At 71.8% G+C, this 22,621-nt stretch carries 22 protein-coding genes; 7 read left to right on the top strand and 15 right to left on the bottom strand.

What is annotated here, in order from left to right:
* Positions 1-127: 127 nt before the first annotated feature.
* Positions 128-1,273, top strand: coding sequence for an aromatic ring-hydroxylating oxygenase subunit alpha (locus ACVGV0_RS14500; protein ID WP_459156211.1), 1,146 nt, complete (start codon positions 128-130; stop codon positions 1,271-1,273).
* A gap of 235 nt (positions 1,274-1,508) precedes the next feature.
* Here the strand turns inward: ACVGV0_RS14500 and ACVGV0_RS14505 are convergent, their stop codons facing one another.
* Positions 1,509-2,948, bottom strand: a complete 1,440-nt coding sequence (locus tag ACVGV0_RS14505) for an MFS transporter (protein WP_459156212.1) — start codon at positions 2,946-2,948, stop codon at positions 1,509-1,511.
* A gap of 449 nt (positions 2,949-3,397) precedes the next feature.
* Here ACVGV0_RS14505 and ACVGV0_RS14510 point away from each other — a divergent pair, with 449 nt between their 5' ends.
* On the top strand, positions 3,398-3,754 hold the full coding sequence (locus tag ACVGV0_RS14510; RefSeq protein WP_459156213.1) for a bifunctional 3-phenylpropionate/cinnamic acid dioxygenase ferredoxin subunit: 357 nt from the start codon (positions 3,398-3,400) through the stop codon (positions 3,752-3,754).
* Entirely contained in the window at positions 3,754-4,917 is a 1,164-nt protein-coding gene (locus ACVGV0_RS14515) for an NAD(P)/FAD-dependent oxidoreductase (protein ID WP_459156214.1), read from the top strand. Before ACVGV0_RS14510 ends, ACVGV0_RS14515 begins: the two co-directional genes overlap by 1 nt.
* Positions 4,918-5,039: 122 nt before the next feature.
* Here ACVGV0_RS14515 and ACVGV0_RS14520 read toward each other — a convergent pair whose 3' ends face one another.
* Positions 5,040-5,693, bottom strand: a complete 654-nt coding sequence (locus ACVGV0_RS14520) for a GntR family transcriptional regulator (protein WP_459156215.1) — start codon at positions 5,691-5,693, stop codon at positions 5,040-5,042.
* 293 nt (positions 5,694-5,986) lie between these two features.
* On the opposite strand from ACVGV0_RS14520, the gene ACVGV0_RS14525 reads away from it, so the two are divergent.
* The 3 genes from ACVGV0_RS14525 to ACVGV0_RS14535 all read left to right on the top strand — a co-directional run bounded on the left by ACVGV0_RS14525 (position 5,987) and on the right by ACVGV0_RS14535 (position 9,087).
* Positions 5,987-6,457 (top strand): hypothetical protein, encoded by a 471-nt coding sequence (locus ACVGV0_RS14525; protein WP_459156216.1) that lies wholly within the window; start codon positions 5,987-5,989, stop codon positions 6,455-6,457.
* A 240-nt stretch (positions 6,458-6,697) separates the two neighbouring features.
* The gene (gene sbnA, locus ACVGV0_RS14530; RefSeq protein WP_459156217.1) at positions 6,698-7,678 is read left to right on the top strand and encodes a 2,3-diaminopropionate biosynthesis protein SbnA; all 981 of its coding nucleotides are present in this window, start codon (positions 6,698-6,700) and stop codon (positions 7,676-7,678) included.
* Positions 7,675-9,087 carry an MFS transporter gene (locus ACVGV0_RS14535; protein WP_459156218.1) on the top strand — a complete coding sequence of 471 codons (1,413 nt, stop codon included), beginning with the start codon at positions 7,675-7,677 and terminating at the stop codon, positions 9,085-9,087. The genes sbnA and ACVGV0_RS14535 overlap by 4 nt, the downstream gene beginning before the upstream one ends.
* A gap of 136 nt (positions 9,088-9,223) precedes the next feature.
* Here the strand turns inward: ACVGV0_RS14535 and ACVGV0_RS14540 are convergent, their stop codons facing one another.
* The 13 genes from ACVGV0_RS14540 to ACVGV0_RS14600 all read right to left on the bottom strand — a co-directional run bounded on the left by ACVGV0_RS14540 (position 9,224) and on the right by ACVGV0_RS14600 (position 21,662).
* Positions 9,224-10,642 carry an NADH-quinone oxidoreductase subunit N gene (locus ACVGV0_RS14540; protein ID WP_459160017.1) on the bottom strand — a complete coding sequence of 473 codons (1,419 nt, stop codon included), beginning with the start codon at positions 10,640-10,642 and terminating at the stop codon, positions 9,224-9,226.
* Between the two features lie 2 nt (positions 10,643-10,644).
* Positions 10,645-12,150, bottom strand: coding sequence for a complex I subunit 4 family protein (locus tag ACVGV0_RS14545; protein WP_459156219.1), 1,506 nt, complete (start codon positions 12,148-12,150; stop codon positions 10,645-10,647).
* A gap of 3 nt (positions 12,151-12,153) precedes the next feature.
* Positions 12,154-14,016, bottom strand: a complete 1,863-nt coding sequence (locus tag ACVGV0_RS14550; RefSeq protein WP_459156220.1) for an NADH-quinone oxidoreductase subunit 5 family protein — start codon at positions 14,014-14,016, stop codon at positions 12,154-12,156.
* A 3-nt stretch (positions 14,017-14,019) separates the two neighbouring features.
* Positions 14,020-14,325, bottom strand: a complete 306-nt coding sequence (gene nuoK, locus ACVGV0_RS14555) for an NADH-quinone oxidoreductase subunit NuoK (protein WP_459156221.1) — start codon at positions 14,323-14,325, stop codon at positions 14,020-14,022.
* Positions 14,322-14,882: an NADH-quinone oxidoreductase subunit J gene (locus tag ACVGV0_RS14560; protein WP_459156222.1), complete on the bottom strand. Its 561-nt coding sequence runs from the start codon at positions 14,880-14,882 to the stop codon at positions 14,322-14,324. Before ACVGV0_RS14560 ends, nuoK begins: the two co-directional genes overlap by 4 nt.
* Positions 14,883-14,892: 10 nt before the next feature.
* Positions 14,893-15,822 carry a complex I subunit 1 family protein gene (locus ACVGV0_RS14565; RefSeq protein WP_459156223.1) on the bottom strand — a complete coding sequence of 310 codons (930 nt, stop codon included), beginning with the start codon at positions 15,820-15,822 and terminating at the stop codon, positions 14,893-14,895.
* On the bottom strand, positions 15,815-17,101 hold the full coding sequence (locus ACVGV0_RS14570) for a hypothetical protein (protein ID WP_459156224.1): 1,287 nt from the start codon (positions 17,099-17,101) through the stop codon (positions 15,815-15,817). Before ACVGV0_RS14570 ends, ACVGV0_RS14565 begins: the two co-directional genes overlap by 8 nt.
* Positions 17,092-17,442: an NADH-quinone oxidoreductase subunit A gene (locus ACVGV0_RS14575; protein WP_459156225.1), complete on the bottom strand. Its 351-nt coding sequence runs from the start codon at positions 17,440-17,442 to the stop codon at positions 17,092-17,094. Before ACVGV0_RS14575 ends, ACVGV0_RS14570 begins: the two co-directional genes overlap by 10 nt.
* Before the next feature lie 80 nt (positions 17,443-17,522).
* A complete protein-coding gene (locus tag ACVGV0_RS14580) occupies positions 17,523-17,672 on the bottom strand; it encodes a hypothetical protein (protein WP_459156226.1) in 150 nt (49 codons plus the stop codon).
* A gap of 36 nt (positions 17,673-17,708) precedes the next feature.
* Positions 17,709-18,605 carry a non-homologous end-joining DNA ligase gene (gene ligD, locus ACVGV0_RS14585; RefSeq protein WP_459156227.1) on the bottom strand — a complete coding sequence of 299 codons (897 nt, stop codon included), beginning with the start codon at positions 18,603-18,605 and terminating at the stop codon, positions 17,709-17,711.
* A 9-nt stretch (positions 18,606-18,614) separates the two neighbouring features.
* Entirely contained in the window at positions 18,615-19,610 is a 996-nt protein-coding gene (gene ligD, locus ACVGV0_RS14590) for a non-homologous end-joining DNA ligase (protein WP_459156228.1), read from the bottom strand.
* Entirely contained in the window at positions 19,603-20,193 is a 591-nt protein-coding gene (locus ACVGV0_RS14595) for a DNA polymerase ligase N-terminal domain-containing protein (RefSeq protein ID WP_459156229.1), read from the bottom strand. The genes ligD (ACVGV0_RS14590) and ACVGV0_RS14595 overlap by 8 nt, the downstream gene beginning before the upstream one ends.
* Positions 20,194-20,360: 167 nt before the next feature.
* On the bottom strand, positions 20,361-21,662 hold the full coding sequence (locus tag ACVGV0_RS14600; protein ID WP_459156230.1) for an aspartate aminotransferase family protein: 1,302 nt from the start codon (positions 21,660-21,662) through the stop codon (positions 20,361-20,363).
* 197 nt (positions 21,663-21,859) lie between these two features.
* Here ACVGV0_RS14600 and ACVGV0_RS14605 point away from each other — a divergent pair, with 197 nt between their 5' ends.
* Positions 21,860-22,456: a cupin domain-containing protein gene (locus ACVGV0_RS14605; RefSeq protein ID WP_459156231.1), complete on the top strand. Its 597-nt coding sequence runs from the start codon at positions 21,860-21,862 to the stop codon at positions 22,454-22,456.
* The last annotated feature ends 165 nt before the right edge of the window (positions 22,457-22,621 follow it).

The raw sequence follows: 22,621 nt of genomic DNA on the forward strand, positions 1-22,621 counted from the left end.
ACCCGACCGGTTCGTGCCCCGCACCGTGGCGCCCGCGTCAATCGACGTCCCGGGCGTCCCGGGTCCGCACCCGGGCTGACGCCGGTAACGCACATTCCCCATCCCACCCGATTCGAGGAGCGCTGCCATGACGACTGGTGAAATCGCCGCTTCCACCGAGGACCAGGGGCTCCCGGAGAGCCTTCGCGAGACCCTCCCCGGCCACTACTACACCGATCCCGACATCTTCCGCGCGGAACAGGGCTCGATCTTCGAATCCGGGTGGTTCTGCGCCGTGCTCAGCGCGGACCTCGCCCGCCCCGGGCAGTACGAGACCGTGCAGATCGGACGTGAGAGCGTCATCGTCGTCCGCGGGCGCGACGGCACCATCAACGCCCACCTCAACGTGTGCCGCCACCGCGGCGCCCGGCTGTGCACCGAGGAGAGCGGGGAGGTGCGGCGCGCCTTCCAGTGCCCGTACCACGCCTGGACCTACTCCCTGGAGGGCAAGCTCGTCTCCGCGCCGAACCTCACCGCGATGTCGGACATCGACCGGTCCGAGTTCGGGCTGCACCGCGTGCACGTGCGCGAGTGGCTCGGCTACGTCTGGCTGTGCCTGGCCGAGGAACCGCCGTCGTTCGAGGACACCGTCATCAACGACGTCACCAACCGCCTGGGCACGCCGGAGGCGATCGTCGGCTACCAGGTGGACGAGCTCAAGCTCGGCCGCCGGATCGAGTACGACGTCAAGGCGAACTGGAAGCAGGTCGTCGAGAACTTCATGGAGTGCTACCACTGCGCGACCATCCACCCCGAGCTGACCGAGGTGCTGCCGGAGTTCGCCGACGGGCTCGCCGCGCAGTACTTCGTCGGGCACGGCGCGGAGTTCGGCGAGGAGGTCCAGGGCTTCACCGTCGACGGGTCGGCCGGGTTCGAACGGCTCCCGGGCGTGAGCGAGGATCAGGACCGGCGCTACTACGCCATCACCGTGCGCCCGCAGGTGTTCATCAACCTCGTCCCCGACCACGTCGTCTTCCACCGGATGTTCCCGGTCGCCGTAGACCGGACGATCGTCCGCTGCGACTGGCTCTACCTGCCCGACGTCATCGACTCGGGCGCCGACATCGAGCGCTCGGTGGAACTGTTCCACCGCGTCAACCAGCAGGACTTCGACGCCTGCGAGCGCTGCCAGCTCGCGATGGACTCGCGCTCCTACAAGGACGGCGGGGTGCTGGTCCCCAGTGAGCACCACATCGGGGAGTTCCACGACTGGGTGCGCCAGCACGTCGGCTGATCCGCAACTGACGAGCCCCGTGCGGACGCGACCGTCCGCACGGGGCTCGCTGTTCGGCGCGTGCGCGGGAGCTCCGCCGGGCACGGCCTGCACGCGGGAAACTGCGCGCGAGCTCTCGTTCGACACGGCGGAGCCCGCTCGTGCTCACCGGTCGTGCGGATCCTGAACCGGCCGCACCGTTCCGCGACGCCCGGTCGCTCGCCGGTGCGGGCCACGCGCACCGGCGAGCGACATCTCAGGAATTCTCGCGCGGGGACTCCATCGGGACCCCGTCCGCCGACAGCGGCGGCGGGGGGAGCTCGGCGCTGGAGGTCAGCGGCGCCGCACCCGCCAGCGGCCGGCCGGCGTGCTCGCGCAGGAAGTACGTGCTGGCGATGCCGACGAGGCCCGCACCGATGAGGTAGTAGCCGGGCCAGTCGAGGTCGCCGGTCGCCGTCGTCGCGGTTTCGATGACCGTCGGAGCCGTGCCGGCGAACAGCGACACGGACAGGTTGAAGATGACCGCGAGACTGCTGTAGCGGATCATCGTGGGGAACAGCGCCGGCAGCACCGAGGGGGACACCGCCGCGAAGCACATGAGGATCAGACCGATGATCAGCAGTCCGACGATCTGCCCCAGCAGCCCCTCGCGGAGCAGCCACACCGCCGGCAGTCCCAGGACGACGAGGGAAACGCTGGCGGTTATGAGGATCGGCTTGCGGCCGATCCGGTCGCTCAGGCGCCCGACGGGCAGGATCGCGGCGACCATCACGACCATGACCGCCACCTGCAGGGCCGTGGCCACCGCGTCGCTCGTGCCGCTCTCGTCGTAGCGGGGCAGCGTTCCCGTCAGGTAGGCGGGGATGTAGTTGGTCAGCACGTAGTTGGTCACGTTCCACGCGATGGTCACGCCGGCCGCCACCAGAGCGGCCGTGCGGTAGTGCCGCCGCACGATCTGCACGGCCCGCCGCACCGACATCGTGACCAGCGCCGGGGAGCGTTCCATCAATTGCCGGAACGCGGGGGTGTCCTCCAGCCGCATCCGCAGGTAGACACCGGTCAGCCCCAGCGGCAGCGCCAGCATGAACGGCAACCGCCATCCCCACGACAGCAGCGCGTCCTCCGGCAGGACGGCGATGAGCGTCCCGCACACGCCCGCACCGAGGGCGTATCCGATCAGCGTGCAGAACTCCAGCCAGCTGCCGAAGAACCCCCGGCGCCGGTCCGGCGAGTACTCGGCGACGAGGGTCAGCGCCCCGGTGTACTCCCCACCGGCCGAAAAGCCCTGCAGCATGCGGATGATCAGCACCAGCACCGGGGCGGCGAGGCCGATTGCACCGTAGCTCGGCACCAGGCCGAGCAGCACCGTCGCCACCGCCATCAGCAGCAGGGTCGCCGACAACACCTTGGTCCGACCGAGGCGATCACCGATCCACCCGAAGACGAACCCGCCCAGCGGCCGCATCACGAACGCGGCGGCGAAGGCGGCGAGCGCCAACGTCGTCGTCCACTGGCCGGCATCGGGGAAGAACACCCGGTCGAGCACCACCACCGCCAGGTAGGAGTACAGCCCGAAGTCGTACCACTCGGCGATGTTGCCCACCGACGCCGCCGCCACCGCTCGGCGAACGGTGCGCTCCTCCTGGACGACGGGTGGAGTGATGCCCCACCGCGGCCGCCTCGGCTGATCGCTCATGGAACTCCCCCGGTGCTTCCTGGCGCGACACCGTACCGCGGTCCCAGCACTCCCCCGCCCTTGTGATGCGCATCGACGATTGATATATCTGTGCAAGATAAGGCACGGTCCCGGCGGGGTCAACGCCCTAGCGATCCCGAGCAGCGGGATCAACGCAGCGACCCCCCGCTTCGGCCCGCCGAAGAACGACCTCTCCCGAGCACCCCCGGAACCGCGGCCCCCGGTCCGCGGGAACCGTCCAGTCCGAACGCGACGACGAGCACCGCGAGCTGGCCGCTCCCGGTGGCGCTCGTTCGGCGCAACGCGAACGCACTCGACGAGCGACACGAGGCAGGAAGCGCGATCTCCGCCGGCCGCGGAAAATCCACCGTTGACGACCGGCGCATCGATCCGCATTCTGTGTGTTGCGTAATTCACTACAGGTTTCGCACTACGCAACAGGAGGCGGGATGATCTTCGTGGGCGAGCTGTCCGACCTCCCTCCCGGGGAGTCGGTCCGGGTCGAAGGCGACGTCGCGATCGCCGTGTTCAACGTGGACGGTGAGCTCCACGCGATCGACGACACCTGCACGCACCAGGACGCGTCGCTCTCCGACGGCTGGCTGGAGGGATGCGCGGTCGAATGTCCCCTGCACGCCAGCTGTTTTGACCTGCGGACCGGCCGCCCCGATGGCCCGCCCGCGAAGAAGCCCGTCCGGACGCACGAGGTGAGCCTCCACGACGGGTTGATCTACGTCCACGAGTCGACCCGTGCCGGTGCCGACACCGTCGCAGCGGCCGACGCGGTTGCAGAAGAGGTGAGTTGATGGAGCGGATCACCGTCGTCGGGGCGTCGCTCGCCGGCCTGGCCAGCGCACGCGCCCTGCGGAACCACGGCTTCGCGGGGCGGATCACCGTCATCGGTGCCGAGAAGCACGCCCCCTACGACCGCCCGCCCCTGTCCAAGGAGTTCCTCGCCGGCGAAGTGTCCGAGGACGACATCCGCCTGACGGACGACGACGACGCGGAACTCGAGGTCGACTGGGTGCTGGGGCGCGCAGCCACCGCCCTCGCCCCCGGGGAACGGCACGTGCTGCTGGACGACGGGAGCCGCATCGACGCCGACGGCGTCGTGCTCGCCACCGGAGCCCGGGCCCGGCCGTTCCCCGACTCCGCGCCCGCAGGGGTGCACACGCTGCGCACCCTCGACGACGCCCAAGCCCTGCGGCAGGAGCTCACGCCCGGAGCACGCCTCGTCGTCGTCGGAGCCGGCTTCATCGGGGCCGAAATCGCCTCCACCGCGGTCGGTCTCGGCTGCGCGGTCGACGTCGTCGACGCGGGGGCGCTGCCCCTGCAGCGGGCGCTGGGAGCGGACATGGGAGCCGTGTGCGGCCGGTTGCACGCCCGGAACGGCGTGCGGATGCACCCCGAGGCCAAAGTGGCCGAACTGGTAGGAGATCCCCGCATCACCGCGGTGCGCCTCGCGGACGGACGTGAGCTGCCGGCCGATGCGGTGGTCGTCGGCATCGGTGCCCGGCCGAACGTCGAGTGGCTCGAGGGCTCGGGCATCTCGTTGGACAACGGGGTCCGCACCGACGCCCGGGGAAGGACCAGCATCCCCGAGGTCGTGGCCGCCGGTGACTGCGCGAACTCCTACCGGACCTACACCTCCGCACCGATGCGGCTGGAGCACTGGACCAACGCCCTGCAGCAACCGGCCACGAGCGCCGCGGCACTGCTCGGCCGGGAGCACACCGCTCCCGCCCACCACGCGCTCCCCTACTTCTGGTCCGACCAGTACGGCCACAAGATCCAGTTCGCGGGCCACCGCACCGAGGAGTGCTCGGTCGGGATCGACGAGGGCGATCCCGACGGGGACGGCTTCCTCGCCGTCTACCGCGACAGCGCGGACACCCCCACGGGCGTGCTCGCGATCGATCGCCCCCGTTCCTTCGGGAGGTGGCGCCGCCACCTCGCCGCGCGCGAGTGACGGGTCCCGGCACCGCGTCGAGCGGGAGCCCCTCCGGAGGTGCCGGCCGCGCCACCTGCCCCTGCGCAGCCGCGGGAGGATCTGCCGGCGGTTCGGTCGCGAGCCGCCGGAGGTCCGGCGGCTCAGACCACCGAGCGGATCGCCTCCTCGAAGCTCAGCACGTGCTCGCGTGCCAACTTCTCCGCTTCCTCGGGCTCCCTCTCACCGATCGCTCGGAGCAGGTCCGAGTGCTCACCGACGTGGCTGTCGAAATCCACCATGCGCTCCAGGAAGAGGCAGAATATCCGTGTTGCCAGGTTGTCGTAGCGAACCAGGGTGTCCTCGAGGTGCGGGTTGCCGGCAGCGCTGTAGATGGTGCGGTGCACGTGGAGGTCCCAGCGCATGAGTTCGTCGCGGCTGAGCGAGCGCACGTCGACCTCGTCGAGGGCGTCGGCGAGCTCGACGACCTCGTCGAGGACCTCCGCGTTGGCGTACTCGGCGGCCCGGCGCGCCGCCAGCGGCTCCAGCTGCACCCGCAGCTCGGAGATGTAGGCGAGATCGGTGATGTCGACCGCGGTCGCGAACGTGCCCCTGCGCGGGTACGACACGACGAGGCGGTCGCCCTCGAGGCGCTTGAGCGCTTCGCGCACCGGGGTGCGCCCGATGTCCAGCGACCGGGCGAGCTCCGCGTCGTCGATCGCGGTCATGGGAGGGATGTCGAGCATGATCAGGCGATCACGAATCGCCACGTAGGCCTTCTCGGCCAGCGAGGCGTAGGCAGGTTCGCTGGTCGTCACTGATTCCACCGCAATCCCGACGTCACAACACTTGACATATCAGCAGTGTATCTGTCGGCGGAACGACGTCCACCGCGTTTCGTGCTACACGTCACGATCCGTGAGGATCACGCCTGTTCAGCCGCACGTCAACGCAGCGCGGAGCCGGCCGCTGCCGGTGGTGAGCGGCGCGGCCCACCGAGCTCCGGACGGGGGAGTCCGTTCCTCCCCCGCGTCCCGTTCGGCACCTCGTCCGGTGACGAGAGCCATGTCTCTTGGTCGATGCCCCAGCAGCGTTGGTTAGAGTGGGAATCATGCTGAGGGCACTCCAGTCGAGTCGCGGGCGCACCGCGCTGCTCGTGCTGTTCGCGCTTTCAGCATTTTTGATGTGCACGCTGCCGCCGCACCATTCGCAGATTCAAACTGCAACGCAGACGGGCGCTACCGCCACCTCCGGCGGCCATCCGGGGACGGCCGCGTTCCACGCCGACGAGGCGGTTTCAACGTCTGCGGCGGCGGACCGGCAGACAGGTCCCCACCCAGAAGGGGACGAGCACCCGAGCCCGGTGTGCCACGTCACGAGCGACCACGTGATGGACGCGATCAAGCGGTTCGCGCCCTCCGCGCAGGGCGATCTCCTGGCGCTCCTCGGCGCACTGGTGGTGGTCCTCGCCGGGGCTGCGCACCTGGACACACGAGCACGCGCGCGATGGCGGTCGACGCGCCCACCCGGTTTGCTCGCTGGTTTCCCCCTGCTGATCACCCTCGGTGTGTCACGAACCTGATTTCACGGCCGCAGGCCGGTGTCTCGCTGAATTCGAGCTGAGTTCACGCTGAGAGATGTTCCGGCCCCTTCTCAGTTCTCCGACCGTGCGGCGGGTACTGCCACTGGGCTGGTGCACCCGCCCATTGTCCGGAATTTCCTCGTTCTTCACCGGTCGCCGGGAACGGCGGCCGGTCCCCATTCCCGTGAACGCGGCTGAGCTCCCCGCGTGCGCCGCGGTGGAGCGGCCAGGAGGTTTGTGGTGACATACGATTCCGTTCTGGATTGCGTCGGTTCGACTCCGCTGGTGCGGTTGCGGCGGTGCTTCCCCGACCCCGCGGTGGAAGTGCTGGCCAAGCTGGAGATGCTCAACCCCTGCGGGAGCATGAAGGACCGCCCCGCCCGCCACATCGTCGAGCAGGGCGTGCGCGAGGGGCGACTGGTACCGGGGATGCGGCTGGTGGAGAGCACCTCCGGCAACCTCGGTGTGGCGCTGGCCGTGGCCGCCCGCACGCACGGTTTGTCCTTCACCGCGGTGGTGGACCCGAACACCTCGTCGACGAACCTGCGGTTGCTCGAGCTGTTCGGGGCGGACGTGGACGTGGTCACCGAGCCCGACGAGGCGGGTGGGTACCTGCACACCCGGGTGCGCCGCGCGCAGGACCACGCCGAGGCGAACCCCGGGGTGGTCTGGGTCAACCAGTACGCCAACGAGCGCAACTGGCGGGCCTACTACGACACGCTCGGGGCCGAGATCCTGCAGCAGGTCGACGGCCCCATCGACTACCTCGTCGCCCCGGTATCCACCACCGGGTCGCTGCAGGGAACGGCGCGCCGGCTGCGCGAGGTGAACCCGGAGCTGACGGTGGTGGCCGTCGACGCGGTGGGGTCGGTGATCTTCGGGGCGCCGCCGGCGAAACGCCACATCCCCGGTTTCGGCGCCAGCCGCGTGCCCGAGATCTTCACCCCCGAAGAGGTCGACGGGGTCGTCCACGTCGCCGACCCCGATTCCGCCGCCGGCTGCCGGCGGCTGGTCGAGACCGAGGGCCTGCTGGCCGGCGGTTCCTCCGGGGCGGTGATCGCAGCGCTGGACGCGCTGCTGGAGGGCTTTTCCGAGTCCGCCCGGGTGGTCACGTGGTTGCCCGATCGCGGCGAGCGCTACCTCGACACGATCTACGACGACACCTGGGCCGAGGACCTCAAGCACCGCGCGAGCCGAGCCGATCTGACGGAGGTGCCGTGACCACCGCCGAGCGCGTCCAGCGACGCAACCTCGTGCTGCTGTGGGCCAGCCAGTTCACCAACACCGCCGGGTTGATGATGCTGGTGCCGATCATGCCCTTCTACGTCGAGGACATGGGCCTGACCGGCACAGCCGCGATCCAGACGTGGGCGGGAGCGGCCATCGCCGCCCCCGCCCTGGCGCTGACCGCGGCGACCCCGTTGTGGGGCCGCGTCGGCGACCGCGTCGGGCGGCATTGGATGGTCGTGCGCGCCCTGCTCGGCCTGGCCGTGTCGATGCTGGTCATGGCCTTGGCCAGCAACCCGATCACGCTGGTGCTGGGCCGACTGCTGCAGGGCAGCCTCGGCGGCGTCGTCGAAGCCGCGCAAGCCTTCGCCGGGGCCGCCGGACCGGGGAACGAGCGCGGATCGGCGCTGGGCAAATCGTTCAGCGCCACCGCCGCGGGCTCCCTGGCCGGGCCGCTGGCCGGCGGTGCGCTCATCGGGGCCGGCCAGCTCGGTGGCCTCATGGTCGCCATCGCCGTGCTGGCCGCCGTGCTCGCCGGGGCGTGCGCCCTCGGGTTGCGCGAACCACGCGCCACCGCGCCCGAGCCCCCTCCGGCGCAGGAGCGGACCGCTGCGGACGGGCGCGCCCGCCGAGCGGGCTTCTGGCACGTGCCCGGAGCGCTACCGCTGGCCGCGGCCGCGGTCGGGGTCTACTTCGGCGTCTACGGGTTGATCCCCGTCTTCGCCGAACACGTCCAGCAAAGAGTCACTCCCAGCCAGGCGGGGCTGTGGGTCGGGATCTTCCAATCCCTGACCTGGGGCGCGACGCTCATCGCCTCCTTCTGGTGGGGTCGGCACAACGACCGCGCTCAGCGACCGGTGCGGGTGCTGGCGATCGCCGCGGGTGTCTGCGCCGTCAGCATCGCCGCCCAGGCGCTCCCGCTCGGCATCGCCGGCCTGATCGTGCTGCGACTGCTGCAAGGAGCGGGCTTCGCCGCCCTGGCCCAGTCGTTGTTCTTCCACTTCAGCAGGCACGCCCCGGAAGAGCGCCGCAGCGGCTACGTCGGCACTGCCAACAGCTTCCTGCTGGCCGGCCAGTCCGCCGGGCCGCTGCTCGCCGGCCCCGTGTCCGTGGTCCTGCCCGCTCGGGCAGCGATCGCGCTGATGGGCGCTGCGTGCGCCGTGGCGTGCGCGTGCTGCCTCCGAGCCGCACGCGCCGAGCGCGCCGGTGCGGACGCCGGAAGCTCTCCCGGGGACGCCGGGAGCGCTCGGAGCAGCACCGCCCCGCGCTCGGCCGCTGCGCTCCCGCCGGTGCATCGCCGCATGAGCGGCGAACTCGACCTCCCGACCGAGGGCACCGTGCCGAACCTCCCGCGGGTGGACGAGCCCCCCTCCGGAACCGCCCGCCCATCGCCGCCGCGGTGATCCACCTCGTCGCGTCGTACCTGAGTGGACCTGGTCCTGCTCCGCGGAGATCGCTGACGACCCCGGTGCGCGCCGGCCCACCGGCGGGTCGCTGCCGCGTGGTTGCTCGCCCGCGTCGTCGGGACTCCGCCGGTCGCTACGACAGCAGCGGCCCGGTGCCCAGCGGAAGCACGAGCCCACCGGCGATTCCCAGGGCCAGGGAGGCGGCTCCGGCGGTGTAGGCCCCCGCAGCCGACCAGCGTCCCGCCGGGACGAGGCCGTCGCCGGACGACTCCGGTGCGGGCAGGAAGACCGGCAGGATCCAGCGGAGGTAGTAGAAGAGGCTGGCGACGGTGTTGATCACCGCCACGACCGCCAACCAGGTCAGGTCACCGTCGATCGCTGCGGTGAACACCTCCAGCTTGCCCAGGAACACCGAGGTCGGCGGGGTGCCGACCAGTCCCAGCAGGCACACCACCAGCACCGCGGCCAGACCGGGGTGGCGCCGCGCGAGGCCGCGGTAGTCCTCCAGCCGCCTCGCGCGTGGCAGTCCGGTGACGACGGCGAACGCGCCCAGGTTGGTGACGGCGTAGGCGGCGAGGTAGAAGAGCAGTCCGGGCAGCGCGAGCTCGCTGCGATGCGCGACGGCAGCGGCCACGAGGACGTAGCCGACTTGGCTGATCGCGGAGTAGGCGAGCAGGCGGCGCACGTCGTCCTGGCCGAAGGCGGCGAGGTTGCCCAGGGTCATCGACGCGGTGGCGAGCACGGCCACCAGCAGTGTCCAATTGAGACCTACCGCGGGCATGACCTCGGCGAGCAGCCGGTAGGCGGCGATGAGGCCGCCGATCTTGGGCACTGTGGTGACGAAGGCGGCGACCGGTGCGCTGGCGCCCTGGGTCACGTCGGGCACCCAGAAGTGCGCGGGCACGCCGCCGATCTTGAACAGCAGCCCGGCGAGCACGGCCACCACCCCGACCGCGACGGCCGGTGCGGGAGCGGCGGGCAGGTTCCGGGCGAGCGCGGCGTAGCCGGTGGCACCGCCGAGTCCGTAGAGGAGGGTGGTTCCGGCGAGCAGGGCGGCACCGAGCAGCGCACCCATGAGGTAGTACTTCAGCGCCGCCTCCGTGCCCGACGCGTCCGCGGCGAAGCCGGCCAACGCGTACAGCGGGATCGAGGCGAGCAGGTACGCGGCGACGAGCAGCAGCAGGTCCGAGGCGCCGAGGAGCATGATCGTGCCGAGCGCTCCGAGCAGCAGCAGCACGTGGAATTCGGTCTCGCGGGCTTGGGAGGAGACCGCGTCGGCGGACAGGCAGAGCGTCAGCGAGGTGGCGGTCAGCACGATGAGCCGCCCCGCGTTGGTGGCGGTGTCGACGGCGTAACTACCACCGAAGACGACCTGCGGGGCGGTGGTCATGGCCACCGCGGTGGCGGCCAGGCCCGCGAAGCAGGCGGCTGCGGCGAGCAGGCGGACCCAGCCCTGCCGGCGCCGGGGCAGCCAGGAGCCGAGCAGCAGGCCCAGCACGGCGCTGGCCACGAGGGACAGTTCCGGGACGAGGGCGGCGGGGTTCTCGTTCATGGTCACCGGCCGAGGGTTCCGATCAGCGCAGTGGCGGCGGGTTCGATCACGTCGAGCAGGAAGCGCGGCACAACACCGATCACGACGACCGAGGCGAGCAGTGGGAGGATCGAGGCGGCCTCGCTCCGGTGCAGGTCCGCGAACCCGCGCGTCGCACCGGGGGCGTCGGGCAGGCGCAGGTCCCCGAGGAAGACCCGGTTCAGCGCCCGCAGGAACAGGCCCGCCGTGATCAGGATGCCGAGCAGGGCCAGGGCCGTGGCCACCGCGGCCGAGGCGAGGCTGCCGGCGAAGATCTGGAACTCGGCGATGAACCCGGAAAAGCCCGGCAACCCGAGCGAGGCGAACGCGGCCACACCGGTCGCCCCCGCGAACACGGGTGCCGGTCCGGCCACGCCTCCGTAGGCGCTCATGTCGTAGCTGCCGCGGCGGTCGTGGAAAACCCCGGCGAGCAGGAACAGCGCTCCGGTGATCAGGCCGTGGCTGACCATCTGGGTGACCGCTCCGGTCACGGCCAACGAGCGCGCCTGCACCTCGCCCGCGGTCATGATTCCCGCGGCGCCGAGCGCGAGGACGACGTATCCCATGTGGTTGACCGAGGTGTAGGCCACCAGGCGCTTGAAGTCCTCCTGCGCCAGCGCCACCAACGCGCCGTAGAGCACCGAGACGACCCCGATCACCACCACGACAGCGGCGTAGTCGTGCCAGGCCTCCGGCAGCAGCGGCACGGCGATGCGGACGAAGCCGTACGTGCCCATCTTCAGCAGCACGCCGGCCAGGATCGCCGATCCCGCCGCGGGCGCATCGGTGTGCGCGGGCGGCAGCCAGGTGTGCACCGGCACCGTCGGGGTCTTCACCGCCAGCCCGACGCCGATCGCCAGCAGCACCAGCGCCGCGTAGGTGCCCTGCCCCGCGAGCGGGTTCGCCCGCGCGAGCGCGACGAGGTCGAAGGTGTGCGGTTCGGCGGCCAGGTACAGACCGATGAATCCCAGCAGCAGCGCCAGCGACCCGATGAAGGTGTAGAGGAAGAACGTCAGCGCCGAGCGCTTCGCGTTGCCGTGCCCCCACCCGGCGATGACGAAGTACATGCCCACGATGGACAGGTCGAAGTAGACGAAGAACAGGATCAGGTCCAGCGCCGTGAACAGGCCCGTGCTCACCGTCTGCAGGAACAGGAACAGCAGCGCGAAGCCCTTCACCCGACGGGTCTGGCGCAGCGAGTGCACGGCGCACGCCAGGAACAGCAGCGCGGTCATCGCGATCAGCGGCAACGACAGCCCGTCGACCCCGACGTGGTAGCCCACCCCGGCGCTGGGGATCCACCGCAGGTCCTGCTCGTAGGCGATCCCGCTGCCGGGGTCGTAGCCGACCCACGCGAGCACGACCAGGACGGCATCGGCCGCCGCGATCGCGATCCAGCTGAACAGGAACGGCCGGGGACCGGCGGATTCCGGGACCGCGGCCAGCACCAGCGCGGCTGCCAGGGGCAGGAAGACGATCAGCGAGAGCATGGATCACCGCACCAGGACGAGGATCAGGACGAGCGCGGCGAGCGCGACGGCGGTCTGGGCGTAGTACTGGTGCAGTTGCCCGGTCTGGGGCCGGCGGGCCAGCGCACCGAGCTGCCGGGATCCGCGGGCCACGACCTGCACCGCACCGTCGATCGGGCGTTCCGCGCGACTCCTGACGAGGTGGGCCAGCCCGAGGCCGGCCGCCGGGAACGCCATCACCGCCCGGTTCAGGACGCGGTCGTCGAAGGCGGCCAGAGCGCGTGCCAGCGCCATCGTCGGCCGCGCGATGAGCACCCGTGCGGCGTGCTCGCACCGCAGCCACCCGGTCAGCCCTCGGCGCGCTGGTGCGGGGACCGGTACCGGGCGGTCGGCCCACCACCAGCTCGCGCACGCGGCGGCCACCGCCAGCGAAGCGGACAGCACGAGTTCCCACCCCGCCGGTGCCGGCGCGGCCGTCCGTCCGATCAGGAGCGCGGTTGCGCGGCCCAGGGGCGGAAGGCCGAGCAGCCCCAGCGCGGCTGCGAGTCCGCTGAGGACGATCAGCACGGGCGGCGCGGCAGCGGGGATCCGGCGCGTACCGCGCTGTTCGGCGTCCCGCCCGGTCGCCTCCGGCTCCGGTCGCCAGGCGAACCACGCGGCTTTGGTGCTGTACACCGCGGCGACCACCGCCGCGGCCAGCCCGAGGACGTGCAGGACCGGGCTGCTGCCCGCGGCGGCGAGCACTACGTCCTTGCTCACCCACAGCGAGAGCGGCGGGAGACCGGCCAGGGAGGCGACCGCAACGGTGAAGGTCGCACCGACCAGCGGGTACCGGCGGGCCGCTCCGCGCAGCGCGGGCAGCGCTTTGCTGCCCAGCGCGGTCAGCCAGGCCCCGGCGGCGAGGAACAGGGCCGACTTCGTGGCCGCGTGGGCCACCAGCTGCATCGTCCCACCGGTGATCCCGCCGGTCCCGGCGGCCAGGACCATGAACCCGACCTGGGCCGAGGTCGAGGCGGCGAGCAGTTGCTTGAGATCGGTCTGGGCGACCGCCACGAGGCCCAGCAGCAGTGCGGTGCCCGCGCCCACCCACGCGACCAGTCCCGCGCCCCATCCGGAAGCGACCAGCAGCGGGTGCAGGCGCAGCAGCAGGTAGGCCCCGGCCGCGACCATGGTCGCCGAGTGCAGCAGCGCCGAGACCGGGCTCGGGCCCTCCATCGCCCGGGAGAGCCAGAAGTGGAACGGCACCTGTGCCGACTTGCCCAGCGCGGCGAGCACGACCCCCGCGGTCACGACGTCCAGCCACGGCCGCCCCGCCTCGGGCAGTGCGGGCAGGGCGAGCGCGCCGGTACCGCCGGCGAGGGCGGCGCCGGCGGCGAGGTAGAGCCCCAGGTCGGCCGCCCGGGTCGTGAGGAAGGCGACCCCCGCGGCCCGCACCCTGCGGGGCTCGCGCCACCAGAACCCGATCAGGGCCCAGCTCGTCGCCCCCATGACCTCCCAGCCCATGAGCAGCACGACCAGACCGGTGGCGGTGACGGTGACCAGCATGGCCCCGGAGAACAGCAGCATCAGCCCGGTGAACCGCGCCCGCGCCACGTCGAGGTCGCCCTCGCCGGCGGCGAAGAGCAGCACGGCCAGGGTCACCGCAGCGACGGTGAGCACCAGGACCGCCGAGAGACCGTCGACGGCCAGTCCCGCGTCGATCCCGGCGAACAGCGGCGCGCCGACTTCCGGGCGCAGCACGGCGGCGGCGAGGGCGAGGACCGCGGTGACCGCCGCGGTGCAGATCCCCGCGGTCGAGGCGAACCGGTCGCCCCGCCGGCCGAGGCAGGTCAGCAGCCCTCCCGCTCCCAGCGGCACCGCGACCAGCAGCCAGCCGAGCACCTCCATCGGCTACTCCCTCAGATCGGCGGCCATGTCGGTCATGTCCGCGTCGCGCGCCCGGAAGATCGCCGTCACGACCGCGAACCCGACGGCCATCTCCACCGCCATCGCCGCGATGACCACGAGGATCAGCACCTGACCCGCTACCGCCGCCGGTGCGAGGAAGTACCGGAACGCCGCCGCAGCGACGATGATCCCGCCCAGCATGAGCTCCAAGCCCATCATCAGCATCACGATCGACTGCTGCGAAAGCGCGCCGTACACGCCGATGGCGAACAACCCGGCCGCCAGCAGCAGGAACAACTGCAGGCTCATCGGCCCACCCCGCCGGGAACCGGGTCATCGGCCTTGCGCCCGCGCAGCTCGTCACCGAACCGGTCGTAGCGCCCGCGGCGGGTGGCCAGCACGACCGCGGCCACGATCGTCGCGAACAGCGCGAGCCCGAGGGTCATCATGGTCAGCATCTGCGGGCCCATCAGCGCCTCGCCCAGCGCGCGCGTCGGGTCCGCCGGCGGGCGCCCCGCCCGCTGCGGCCAGTCGACCAGGAAGATCCCGACCGCCAGCACGGCGAAGGTGCCCACCGAGATCGCCATCGCCCCGGCCTTGTTGTGGTACATCGCCATCGGCATCAGCCCGGCCGGGTTCATCATGTACATGATCATGAACACGGCCATGACGACCATCTCCATGATCATCATCAGCACGATCACCACACCGAGGTAGCTCAACCCGAGCAGGACCACCTCGGCACCGACGAACAGGAACGAGGCCAGCAGCGCGAAGGTCACCTGCGCCATCGAGTCCAGTCGGAACACCAGGAACCCGCTGGTCACCGCGAGCACCCCGAAGATCCAGAACAGCACCGCGCTCACGAACACCTCCTCACCGCGCCAGGACCACCAGGGCCACGACCAGCGCTTGCACGACGGTCAGCGGGATCAGCACGAGCCACGCGAACTCGGCGAACCTCTCCATCCGCACCACCGGGAACCGGCGGCCGAGCCACACCACCACCGCCAGCACGGCCGCCGTCTTCACCGCGGTCCACGTCCACGCGGGCAGCACGGGCCCGTTGCCCCCGCCGAGGAACAGCGGGACGGCCATCGCGGCGGCGACGACGAGCAACATCCACCGCCCACCCGCGAACACCAGGCGGTCCACACCGGACAGCTCACCGGCCGCCCCGCCGGCGATGTCGAGGCCCAGCGGTGCGGCGAACGGCCCCCAGAACGCCATCGCCGCCGCGCTGAGCAGGTAGGCGAGGAACGCGACCGGCATCCACGCCGCGAACCACAGGCCGGACTGGGCCTCGACGATGCCGCCCACCCGCAGCGTTCCCGCCGCCGTGGCCGCGGTGATCAACGCGAACATGTGCGGAAGCTCGTAGGCCAGCCCCTGCGCCACGAAGCGGTATCCCCCGACCAGCGACAGCGCCGAGTTCGGACCCCACCCGGCCATCCACACCGCCGCCCAGGCCAGGATCTCCATCGCGTTGAACCAGACGACGCCGACGTCGAGGTCCGCCACCGCGCGGCCGCCCAGCGGCAGCACCAGCCCCGCCAGCACGGCCGCCACCGGTACCGCGCCCGCACCGGCCCGCCACAGCACGGCGTCAGCAGCGGTGGTGGTGCGCCGCTGCTGCACCAGCAGCCGGACCGCCGAACGCGCGGGGCCGATCACCGCGCCCGGGAGCGACACGGCCCGTCCGGCGGCGCGCGCCCGCAGAGCCGCGTCGAACCCGAGCGCGGCGTAGGTCGCCGCCGCCAGCGCGAAGGGCAGAACCACGATCGACCACACCGGCGCGTCACCCATCGGGCACCCCCCGGGAGGCGTGGGCGAGCTCAGCCGGGTCCGGGTCGAGGCTGGCCACGATCAGCCGCGCCGCGGCGATCTCCGTGCCCTCCAACAGGTCCGGCAGGACCGCGAGCAGCGGCGCCGATCCCGCCTCGCCGCGCGGCGGCGCCACGTCCTCGGGCATCCGGGCGGTGCCATCAACCTGCTGGACGAGCCCGTCGAGCTCGTCCAGCCACGTCAACCACCGCGCTCGGACATCACCCGCCGCCCGGCTCGCCCGCAACGCAGGACCCGTCACTCCCGCCCGCTCCGCCGCGGCGCGGGACAGCACCCCGATCTCCCCGGTGAGCCAGCGCAGCGTCCGCGAGCGGCGCAACCGCCGAGCCAGTCGCCCCACCTCCGGTACCACCCGCTCGGTGCTGGCACCGGCGAGCACACCGGCACGCACCCGCCGCGCCTCCAGCACGGCATCGGGCCACCCCACCACCGCCAGCAGGCGGGCCAGGCTGTCCAGGTGCGCGGCCGCGCACCGCCGAGCCGCCTCCCCCGCGGGCACGTCGTGACCGGCAGCGGCGCGGCGCCGGGGCGCGTTCCAGAACGCCTCCACCGGCCCCCGTCCGGAAACCGCCGTGACCTCGGCCTCCTGGACCACGTCCCCCTGCACGGTCATGCGCACCACGAGACCGGCCGGCCATTCCGGCAGCACCGGCCCCAGCGGCACGTGCAACTGATCCAGCATGAGCCCGTCGCGGTCCGAGCCGCGCTCGGCCATCGCCAGACCACCGGGCACGTCCGCCGTCGAACCGTGGTCGTGGTGGTGCCCGCCACCGTGGCCCCGCTGGTCCGAATCGCGGCCTTGGTGATCCGAACCGTGGCCGTGCCGGTGCTCCGAGCCGCCGTCCGCGCGTTCGGCCCCGGCGCCGCGCCCGTGGTGGTCACCGCCAGCGCCCTCCGGAGGCCGAAGATCAACCGGCTGCGGGACCTGCCCGCCCTCGGCCAACAGCGCCCCGGCGTTGTCGAGCGCGGTTCCCGCGTCCGCAGCAGCGGGCACGGGCACGCGAACCCGCGGACGCGGAACCTGCTGCCACGTCCGGTCGACGAACCCCGCCAGTTCCGGGTGTTCCGGCCCCGCGAGCACCAGCACGTCCGCATCCGCCGGACTCGCCGCCACCGGCCAACCGCGCACGCGCACGAAGTCCTCGACGGCCAACCGCGCCGCCGCACCGCCCGGGGTCTCCGCGACGAGCACGTGCGGCGCACCGGCGGCGAAGCGCCGCAGCGCACTCCTCACGCCCACCGCAACGCCCCTTCCCGCCACGCGTAGACCACCCCGGCGAGCAAGATGCCCAGGAACAGGAACATCTCGATCACCGCGCTGGCCCCGACCGACGGGACCACGAGCGCCCACGGGTACATGAACAGCATCTCCACCTCGAACGCGAGGTACACCATCGCCAGCACGTACCACCGGGCGTGATACCGGGAGACCGCGTGCTCGGCCGGCTCGTGCCCGGACAGGAACGGGGCGACGGGGCCGGAAACCGGAGCCTCCGCCACCAGCCACGCGAGCCCGTACGCGCCGGCCACCAGCACGACCGCGACCACGAGCAGGACCAGCGCCGCACCGAACCCGCTCACTCCTCGCCTCCTCACCGCCGCCCGTCGAAGCCGTCGAGTGCGCTTTCCCAGTCTGATCCATTACCCGCCGCCCCGCCCGTTCACACGGTCCGCTCATGAGCGACGAGCAGCAGCCGCCGCCCGCCGCGGAAGGCCGTCCGACCCAGGCAGAACCAGTCCGAGCGCGCGTGGTTCGCCTCGTTCTGCACGTCGTCGAGCGCTCCGAGCACGTTCGGCGTCGCAGCACGCATGACTTCAGCGGAGGCGCGTCCGCGGCTTCGCCGCGTCTAGCCGGAGACGTGCGGTGTCGCGGCGCTGCCCGACAGGCGCGCCCACGGATCGCGCTTCTGCGCGAGCCTCCGGTGCACGTTGCGCAGGCCGTACCCGTTCGGCGTGGCCCCGGGCACCTCCGCGAGGTCCAGCGGGGTCGCCGCCGGCGCACCGGGCCGGGCGCGCAGCGAGTACGGCGCGATCACGGTCTGCCCGTAGGCGTTGCGGTTGGTGTCCAGGAAGACCCGATCACCGCGCTCGTCCTTGCGGTGCTTCGTGGTCAGCCGCTCCGGGTCTTCGCGCGCCGCCGCGTCCGCCATCTCCCGGATCTGCTCGCGGACCTCGTCGAACGAGGCCTCGCCGGTCAGCGGTGCGGTGACGTGGAAGCCCTTCCCGCCCGTCGCCTGCACGTGCGGGGCCAGTCCCGCGTCCCGGAACCGGTCGCACATCCCCGTCGTGATCGACCGCAGCTCGGGCAGGCCCGCGTCAGCGGGAGGATCGAGGTCGACCACGGCCACCACAGGCGCGTCCAGGTCGTCCATCGTGGACAGGAAGACGTGGAACTCCAGGCACGCCTGCGTCGCCAGGTACACCAGGCTCGCGGCGTCGTCGCAGACCACGTGGTGCACGGGGGCGCCGCCGCTGGCCTGCGGAACGGGTTCCACGCGCATCCACTCCGGGAAGTGCGCGGAGGCCTCCTTCTGGAAGAAGCCCTTCGCACCGATCCCGTCCGGGAACCGGCGCAGCGTCAGCGGCCTCCCGCGCAGGTGCGGCACCATCGTCGGCGCGACGCCGCGGAAGTACTCGACGACGTCGCGCTTGCTGCAGCCGTCGTCGGGGTACAGCAGCTTGTCGCTGTTCGACAGCTCGAACTGCCGCCCTTCCACTTCCAACGTCTCGTTCTTCGCGCTCACCACTGCTGCCTACCCTTCGCGGACGACGTCTCGGGCTGGTTTGTCGGTGCGCAGTCCCTGGAACCGGGGGTGGCGCAGCTTGCCGTCGGGAGTCCACTCGGTGAACCCGACCTGCGCGACCACCTCCGGCGAGACCCAGTGCGCACCGCGTTCGCGCACCTCCTCGGTGAACGGCGAGGAGTCGCGCGTCATGCGGTCGAGCCGCGCGCGGAGATCGTGCAGCGTGCGCTCGTCGTACCCCGTGCCGACCTTGCCGGCGTAGCGCAACCGCTGCTGGTCGAAGTAGCCCACCAGCAGCGCTCCCAGACCGGGGCGCTGACCCCGCGGGTCGGTGAAGCCGCCGACGACGAACTCCTGGTCGGCGACGCACTTGAGCTTCAGCCAGTCCCGCGTGCGGCCGCGGCGGTACGGCGCGTCGCCGCGCTTGGCGATCAGGCCCTCCCAGCCCCGCTGGCACGCCTTCCGGTAGTACTCCTCGCCCTTCTCCTGCCACTGCGGGCTGAACCGGAGCGGGTCCTCGAACGCGAAGCACTCCCGCAGCAGGCGCTTGCGGGTCCGCAGCGGCAAACGCCTGAGATCCGCGCCCTCGTAGGCGAGCAGGTCGAACAGGTAGTAGTAGACCGCGATGCCCGTCCGGCGCGCCTCGTCCGGATCGGTCAGGTGCACGCGGTGCTGCAACCGCGCGAAGCTGGTCTGGTTGCCCTCGAACGCGACGACTTCGCCGTCGGCGAGGAAGCGGCCGGCCTCCTGCTCGGCCAGCGCGTCGGCGACTTCGGGATACGCGGTGGTGACGTGCTTGCGGTTGCGGGACCACAGGACGGGGTCGCCGTCACCGCGGCTGGCCAGCACCCGGGCCCCGTCGAGCTTCCGCTCGAACACCCAGCCGGGGTCGGAGAACGGCTCGCGGGCCAACGTGGCCAGCGTGGGCTGCGCCCAGTCCCCAGCGCTCCAGGAGCGCAGGAGCGCGCTCTCCCGCTCGTTCAGCAACCTCAGCGGATCACGCATGCCCGTCCTCGCCGATGTCGGCGTTGCGGCGCCCGGTCAGCACCGATTTCGGCTGGGTGCGCGCCGGGTTGCGCCGCCGGTCCGCGTGCTCGTCGTTCACCTTCACCAGCAACCACTGGTCGCGCCCCCGCACGCGCGTTCGCGTCAGCGCGAAACCGCCGCGCAGCTTCTGCCCGTCCAGCCACACCTTCACGTGGCCCCCGCGCAACGCCTCGGTCATGTCGACCGCCTCCCCGCCGTGCGAGCTCAGGTTGCGGTAGGTGCCCGCGTCCCACACGATCACCGTGCCCGCGCCGTACGAGCCCTCGGGGATGGCGCCCTCGAACTCGGCGTAGTCGAGCGGGTGGTCCTCGGTCGGGCTCGCCAGTCGCTTCTGCTCCGGGTCCACCGACGGTCCTTTCGGGACCGCCCACGACTTGAGCACGCCCTCGACCTCCAGCCGGAAGTCGAAGTGCACGCTCGAGGCCTCGTGGCGCTGCACCACGAACTTCGCCTCCTCCCCCGGTGCTCCTCCCGACGGCTCACCGGAGGCGTCGAGATCGCGCTTGGACCGGTACGCGGCCAGCTCGTCGTCCCTCGCCATGCTCCGGGGGTACCCGCACGGCCCGGATTCACAACAGGTCCACCGCAGCCGCGGCGGCTCGCGGAGAACTCGCGATCGCGCACGGACCTTTCCCCTCGTGGAGGCACCCAGGGACCACCGCCGGCGGTCCCGGTCGCGCGGAGCTCGGGGCGAGGTGCCGGTGCGCCTCAGGAGCGGCGGGGCACGTCCCGCTTGCAGGTGGTGACGGCCCGGTCGAGGAGGCCGACCGCCACGTCGACCTCCTCAGCGGTGATCGACAGCGGCGGTGCCATGCGCAGGCAGTTCTTCTGCGGTCCCTCGCCCTTGACGATGTTCATCGACAGCCCGAGCCGCAGGCACTCGGCCGTGACCGCGGCCCCCAGCTCGCCGGCGGGTTCCTTGGTGTCCCGGTCGGTCACGAGTTCCACCCCCACGAGCAGTCCCCGGCCGCGCACGTCGCCGATCTCCTCGTGCTTCTCCTGCAGTTCGCGCAGCCGCGCGCGGAGGTGCTCGCCCATCCGCGCGGCCCGGCCGACGAGGTCCTCCTCCTCGAGGACGTCCAGCACGGCCACGCCGGCAGCTGCGGGCAGCGGATCGGAGACGTGCGTGGTGAGGTGCGTGAAACCGCCGGCCACGGCGGACTCCTCGATCTCGGCGCTGGTGACCGTCGCGCCCAGGGGGACTCCGCCGCCCAGGGTCTTGGAAACGGTGAGGACGTCGGGCGTCACGCCGTCCTGCTCGAAGGAGAACATCGTGCCGGTCCGGCCGAACCCCGTCTGCGCTTCGTCGACGATGAGCAGCATGCCCCGCTCCGCGCACTTCTGCTCGGCGGCCTGCAGGTAGCCCTCCGGCAGGGGGATGATCCCGCCGGTGGACAGCACGGGTTCCACCACCATCCCCGCCAGGGAACCGACGGAGGCCTGGTCCACGGTCTCGAAACCGACGTCGAGGCACAGCTTGTCGCAGGCGTTCCGGCAGTGCCGGATCGGGCAGCGGTACTCGTACGGAGCCGGGATCGCGAAGCTTCCGGGCACGAGCGGCCCGTAGCCCTTGTGCCCCATCGCGAAGGTCATCGAGCTCGTCCCGGCGAGCAGTCCGTGGAAACTGCGGGTCAGTCCCACCATCTCGAACTTGCCCGTGCAGGCCTTGGCCAGCCGGAAGGCGACTTCGTTCGTCTCCGATCCGACGTTCAGCAGCATGGACCGCACCAGCGGCTCCGGCAGGAGCTCCGCCAGGCGGCGCGCCAGTTCGAGCACGTCCTCGTTGACCATCCACGAGTTGAGGTGGATGACCTCCTGCAGCGACCGCTGGACGGCCTCGACGACCCTCGGGTGGTTGTGGCCGAGGGTGGAGCTGATCTGACCGGAGGTGAAGTCGAGGATCCTCTCCCCGTCGGTCGTCGTGATCCACGCACCTTCGGCGGTGTCCACGACGAAGGGGGCGAAGTCCCCCGCGTAGCGGATCAAGTACTGCTCGCGCTCGTCCTGCACACCGACTCCCTCGCACGGGGCACCGGCGGTGGGCTCGGGACCGCCGGGCATCCACTGACCTGGACCCAGAATCCAGCATGAACGACGCTCGGTCAAGAATAGTCGACGCTCAGGTGCGTCCGGAGGGACCTCTCCGCGCATTTCGAGGAGCACGCGTCCACTAAGCTGCACGCAGCGCGCCGACCGAAGGGGGAACCGTGAACAGCAGTGCGCCCGGGGCACCCGAGCAGGCGGCCAGCTCGACCGAGGAGGAGCTGGGACGGCACATCCGCGACGCGCGCCGCGAGCGCGGGCTGACGCTGGAACAGCTCGCCGAGCGGACGGGGCTCTCCCGCAGCTACCTCAGCAACGTCGAGCGCAACGTCAACAGCCCCACCATCGGCACGCTGCGCACCGTCCTCGACGCCATCGGCGTTTCCCTGGTCCAGCTGTTCCGCACCGTCGAGGGAGCCCCCCGAACGCTGGTGCGACCGGACGACCGGGTCGAGATCGTCAGCACCGGCAACGCCGCGATCCGCTACGAACTGCTCAACCCCAACCCGACCGGCCGGTTGGAGATGCTGATCATGAAGGTCGCCCCCGGGGCGTCCTCCGGCCCGGTCGCCCACACCCACGCCGGTGAGGAAGTCGGCTTCATGATCAGCGGGCAGCTCCGCTACTGGGTCGACGAGACCTGCTACGACCTGCACGCGGGCGATGCCGTGAGCTTCGAGTCCACCCGCCCGCACCGCTACGAGAACGCGGGCGAGGAGGAGGCCGTCAGCCTCTGGACCCTCACCCCGCCGAGCTTCTAGCAGGCCTGCGCCGGGAGAGCCCGGCACAGGCCGCCCAGCAGCATCCGCGGGAGCGCCGCGCCCCGGAGCAGCAGGCCGTGCCCACCATCCCGTCGCAGAGGGGATCGCCGGCCGCAGGAGCGCCCCGGGATTGCGCGAAGCGGTGAACCGGTGCTTCACTCCGCG

This window comes from Salinifilum ghardaiensis (assembly GCF_054491345.1).

Bases quoted from the DNA above. Each gene is read 5' to 3' on its own strand.
- ACVGV0_RS14500 (WP_459156211.1), top strand. From the start codon at position 128: ATGACGACTGGTGAAATCGCCGCTTCCACCGAGGACCAGGGGCTCCCG.
- ACVGV0_RS14505 (WP_459156212.1), bottom strand. From the start codon at position 2,948: ATGAGCGATCAGCCGAGGCGGCCGCGGTGGGGCATCACTCCACCCGTC.
- ACVGV0_RS14510 (WP_459156213.1), top strand. From the start codon at position 3,398: ATGATCTTCGTGGGCGAGCTGTCCGACCTCCCTCCCGGGGAGTCGGTC.
- ACVGV0_RS14515 (WP_459156214.1), top strand. From the start codon at position 3,754: ATGGAGCGGATCACCGTCGTCGGGGCGTCGCTCGCCGGCCTGGCCAGC.
- ACVGV0_RS14525 (WP_459156216.1), top strand. From the start codon at position 5,987: ATGCTGAGGGCACTCCAGTCGAGTCGCGGGCGCACCGCGCTGCTCGTG.
- ACVGV0_RS14540 (WP_459160017.1), bottom strand. From the start codon at position 10,642: ATGAACGAGAACCCCGCCGCCCTCGTCCCGGAACTGTCCCTCGTGGCC.
- ACVGV0_RS14545 (WP_459156219.1), bottom strand. From the start codon at position 12,150: ATGCTCTCGCTGATCGTCTTCCTGCCCCTGGCAGCCGCGCTGGTGCTG.
- ACVGV0_RS14550 (WP_459156220.1), bottom strand. From the start codon at position 14,016: ATGGAGGTGCTCGGCTGGCTGCTGGTCGCGGTGCCGCTGGGAGCGGGA.
- nuoK (WP_459156221.1), bottom strand. From the start codon at position 14,325: ATGAGCCTGCAGTTGTTCCTGCTGCTGGCGGCCGGGTTGTTCGCCATC.
- ACVGV0_RS14565 (WP_459156223.1), bottom strand. From the start codon at position 15,822: ATGGGTGACGCGCCGGTGTGGTCGATCGTGGTTCTGCCCTTCGCGCTG.
- ACVGV0_RS14580 (WP_459156226.1), bottom strand. From the start codon at position 17,672: ATGCGTGCTGCGACGCCGAACGTGCTCGGAGCGCTCGACGACGTGCAG.
- ligD (WP_459156228.1), bottom strand. From the start codon at position 19,610: ATGCGTGATCCGCTGAGGTTGCTGAACGAGCGGGAGAGCGCGCTCCTG.
- ACVGV0_RS14595 (WP_459156229.1), bottom strand. From the start codon at position 20,193: ATGGCGAGGGACGACGAGCTGGCCGCGTACCGGTCCAAGCGCGATCTC.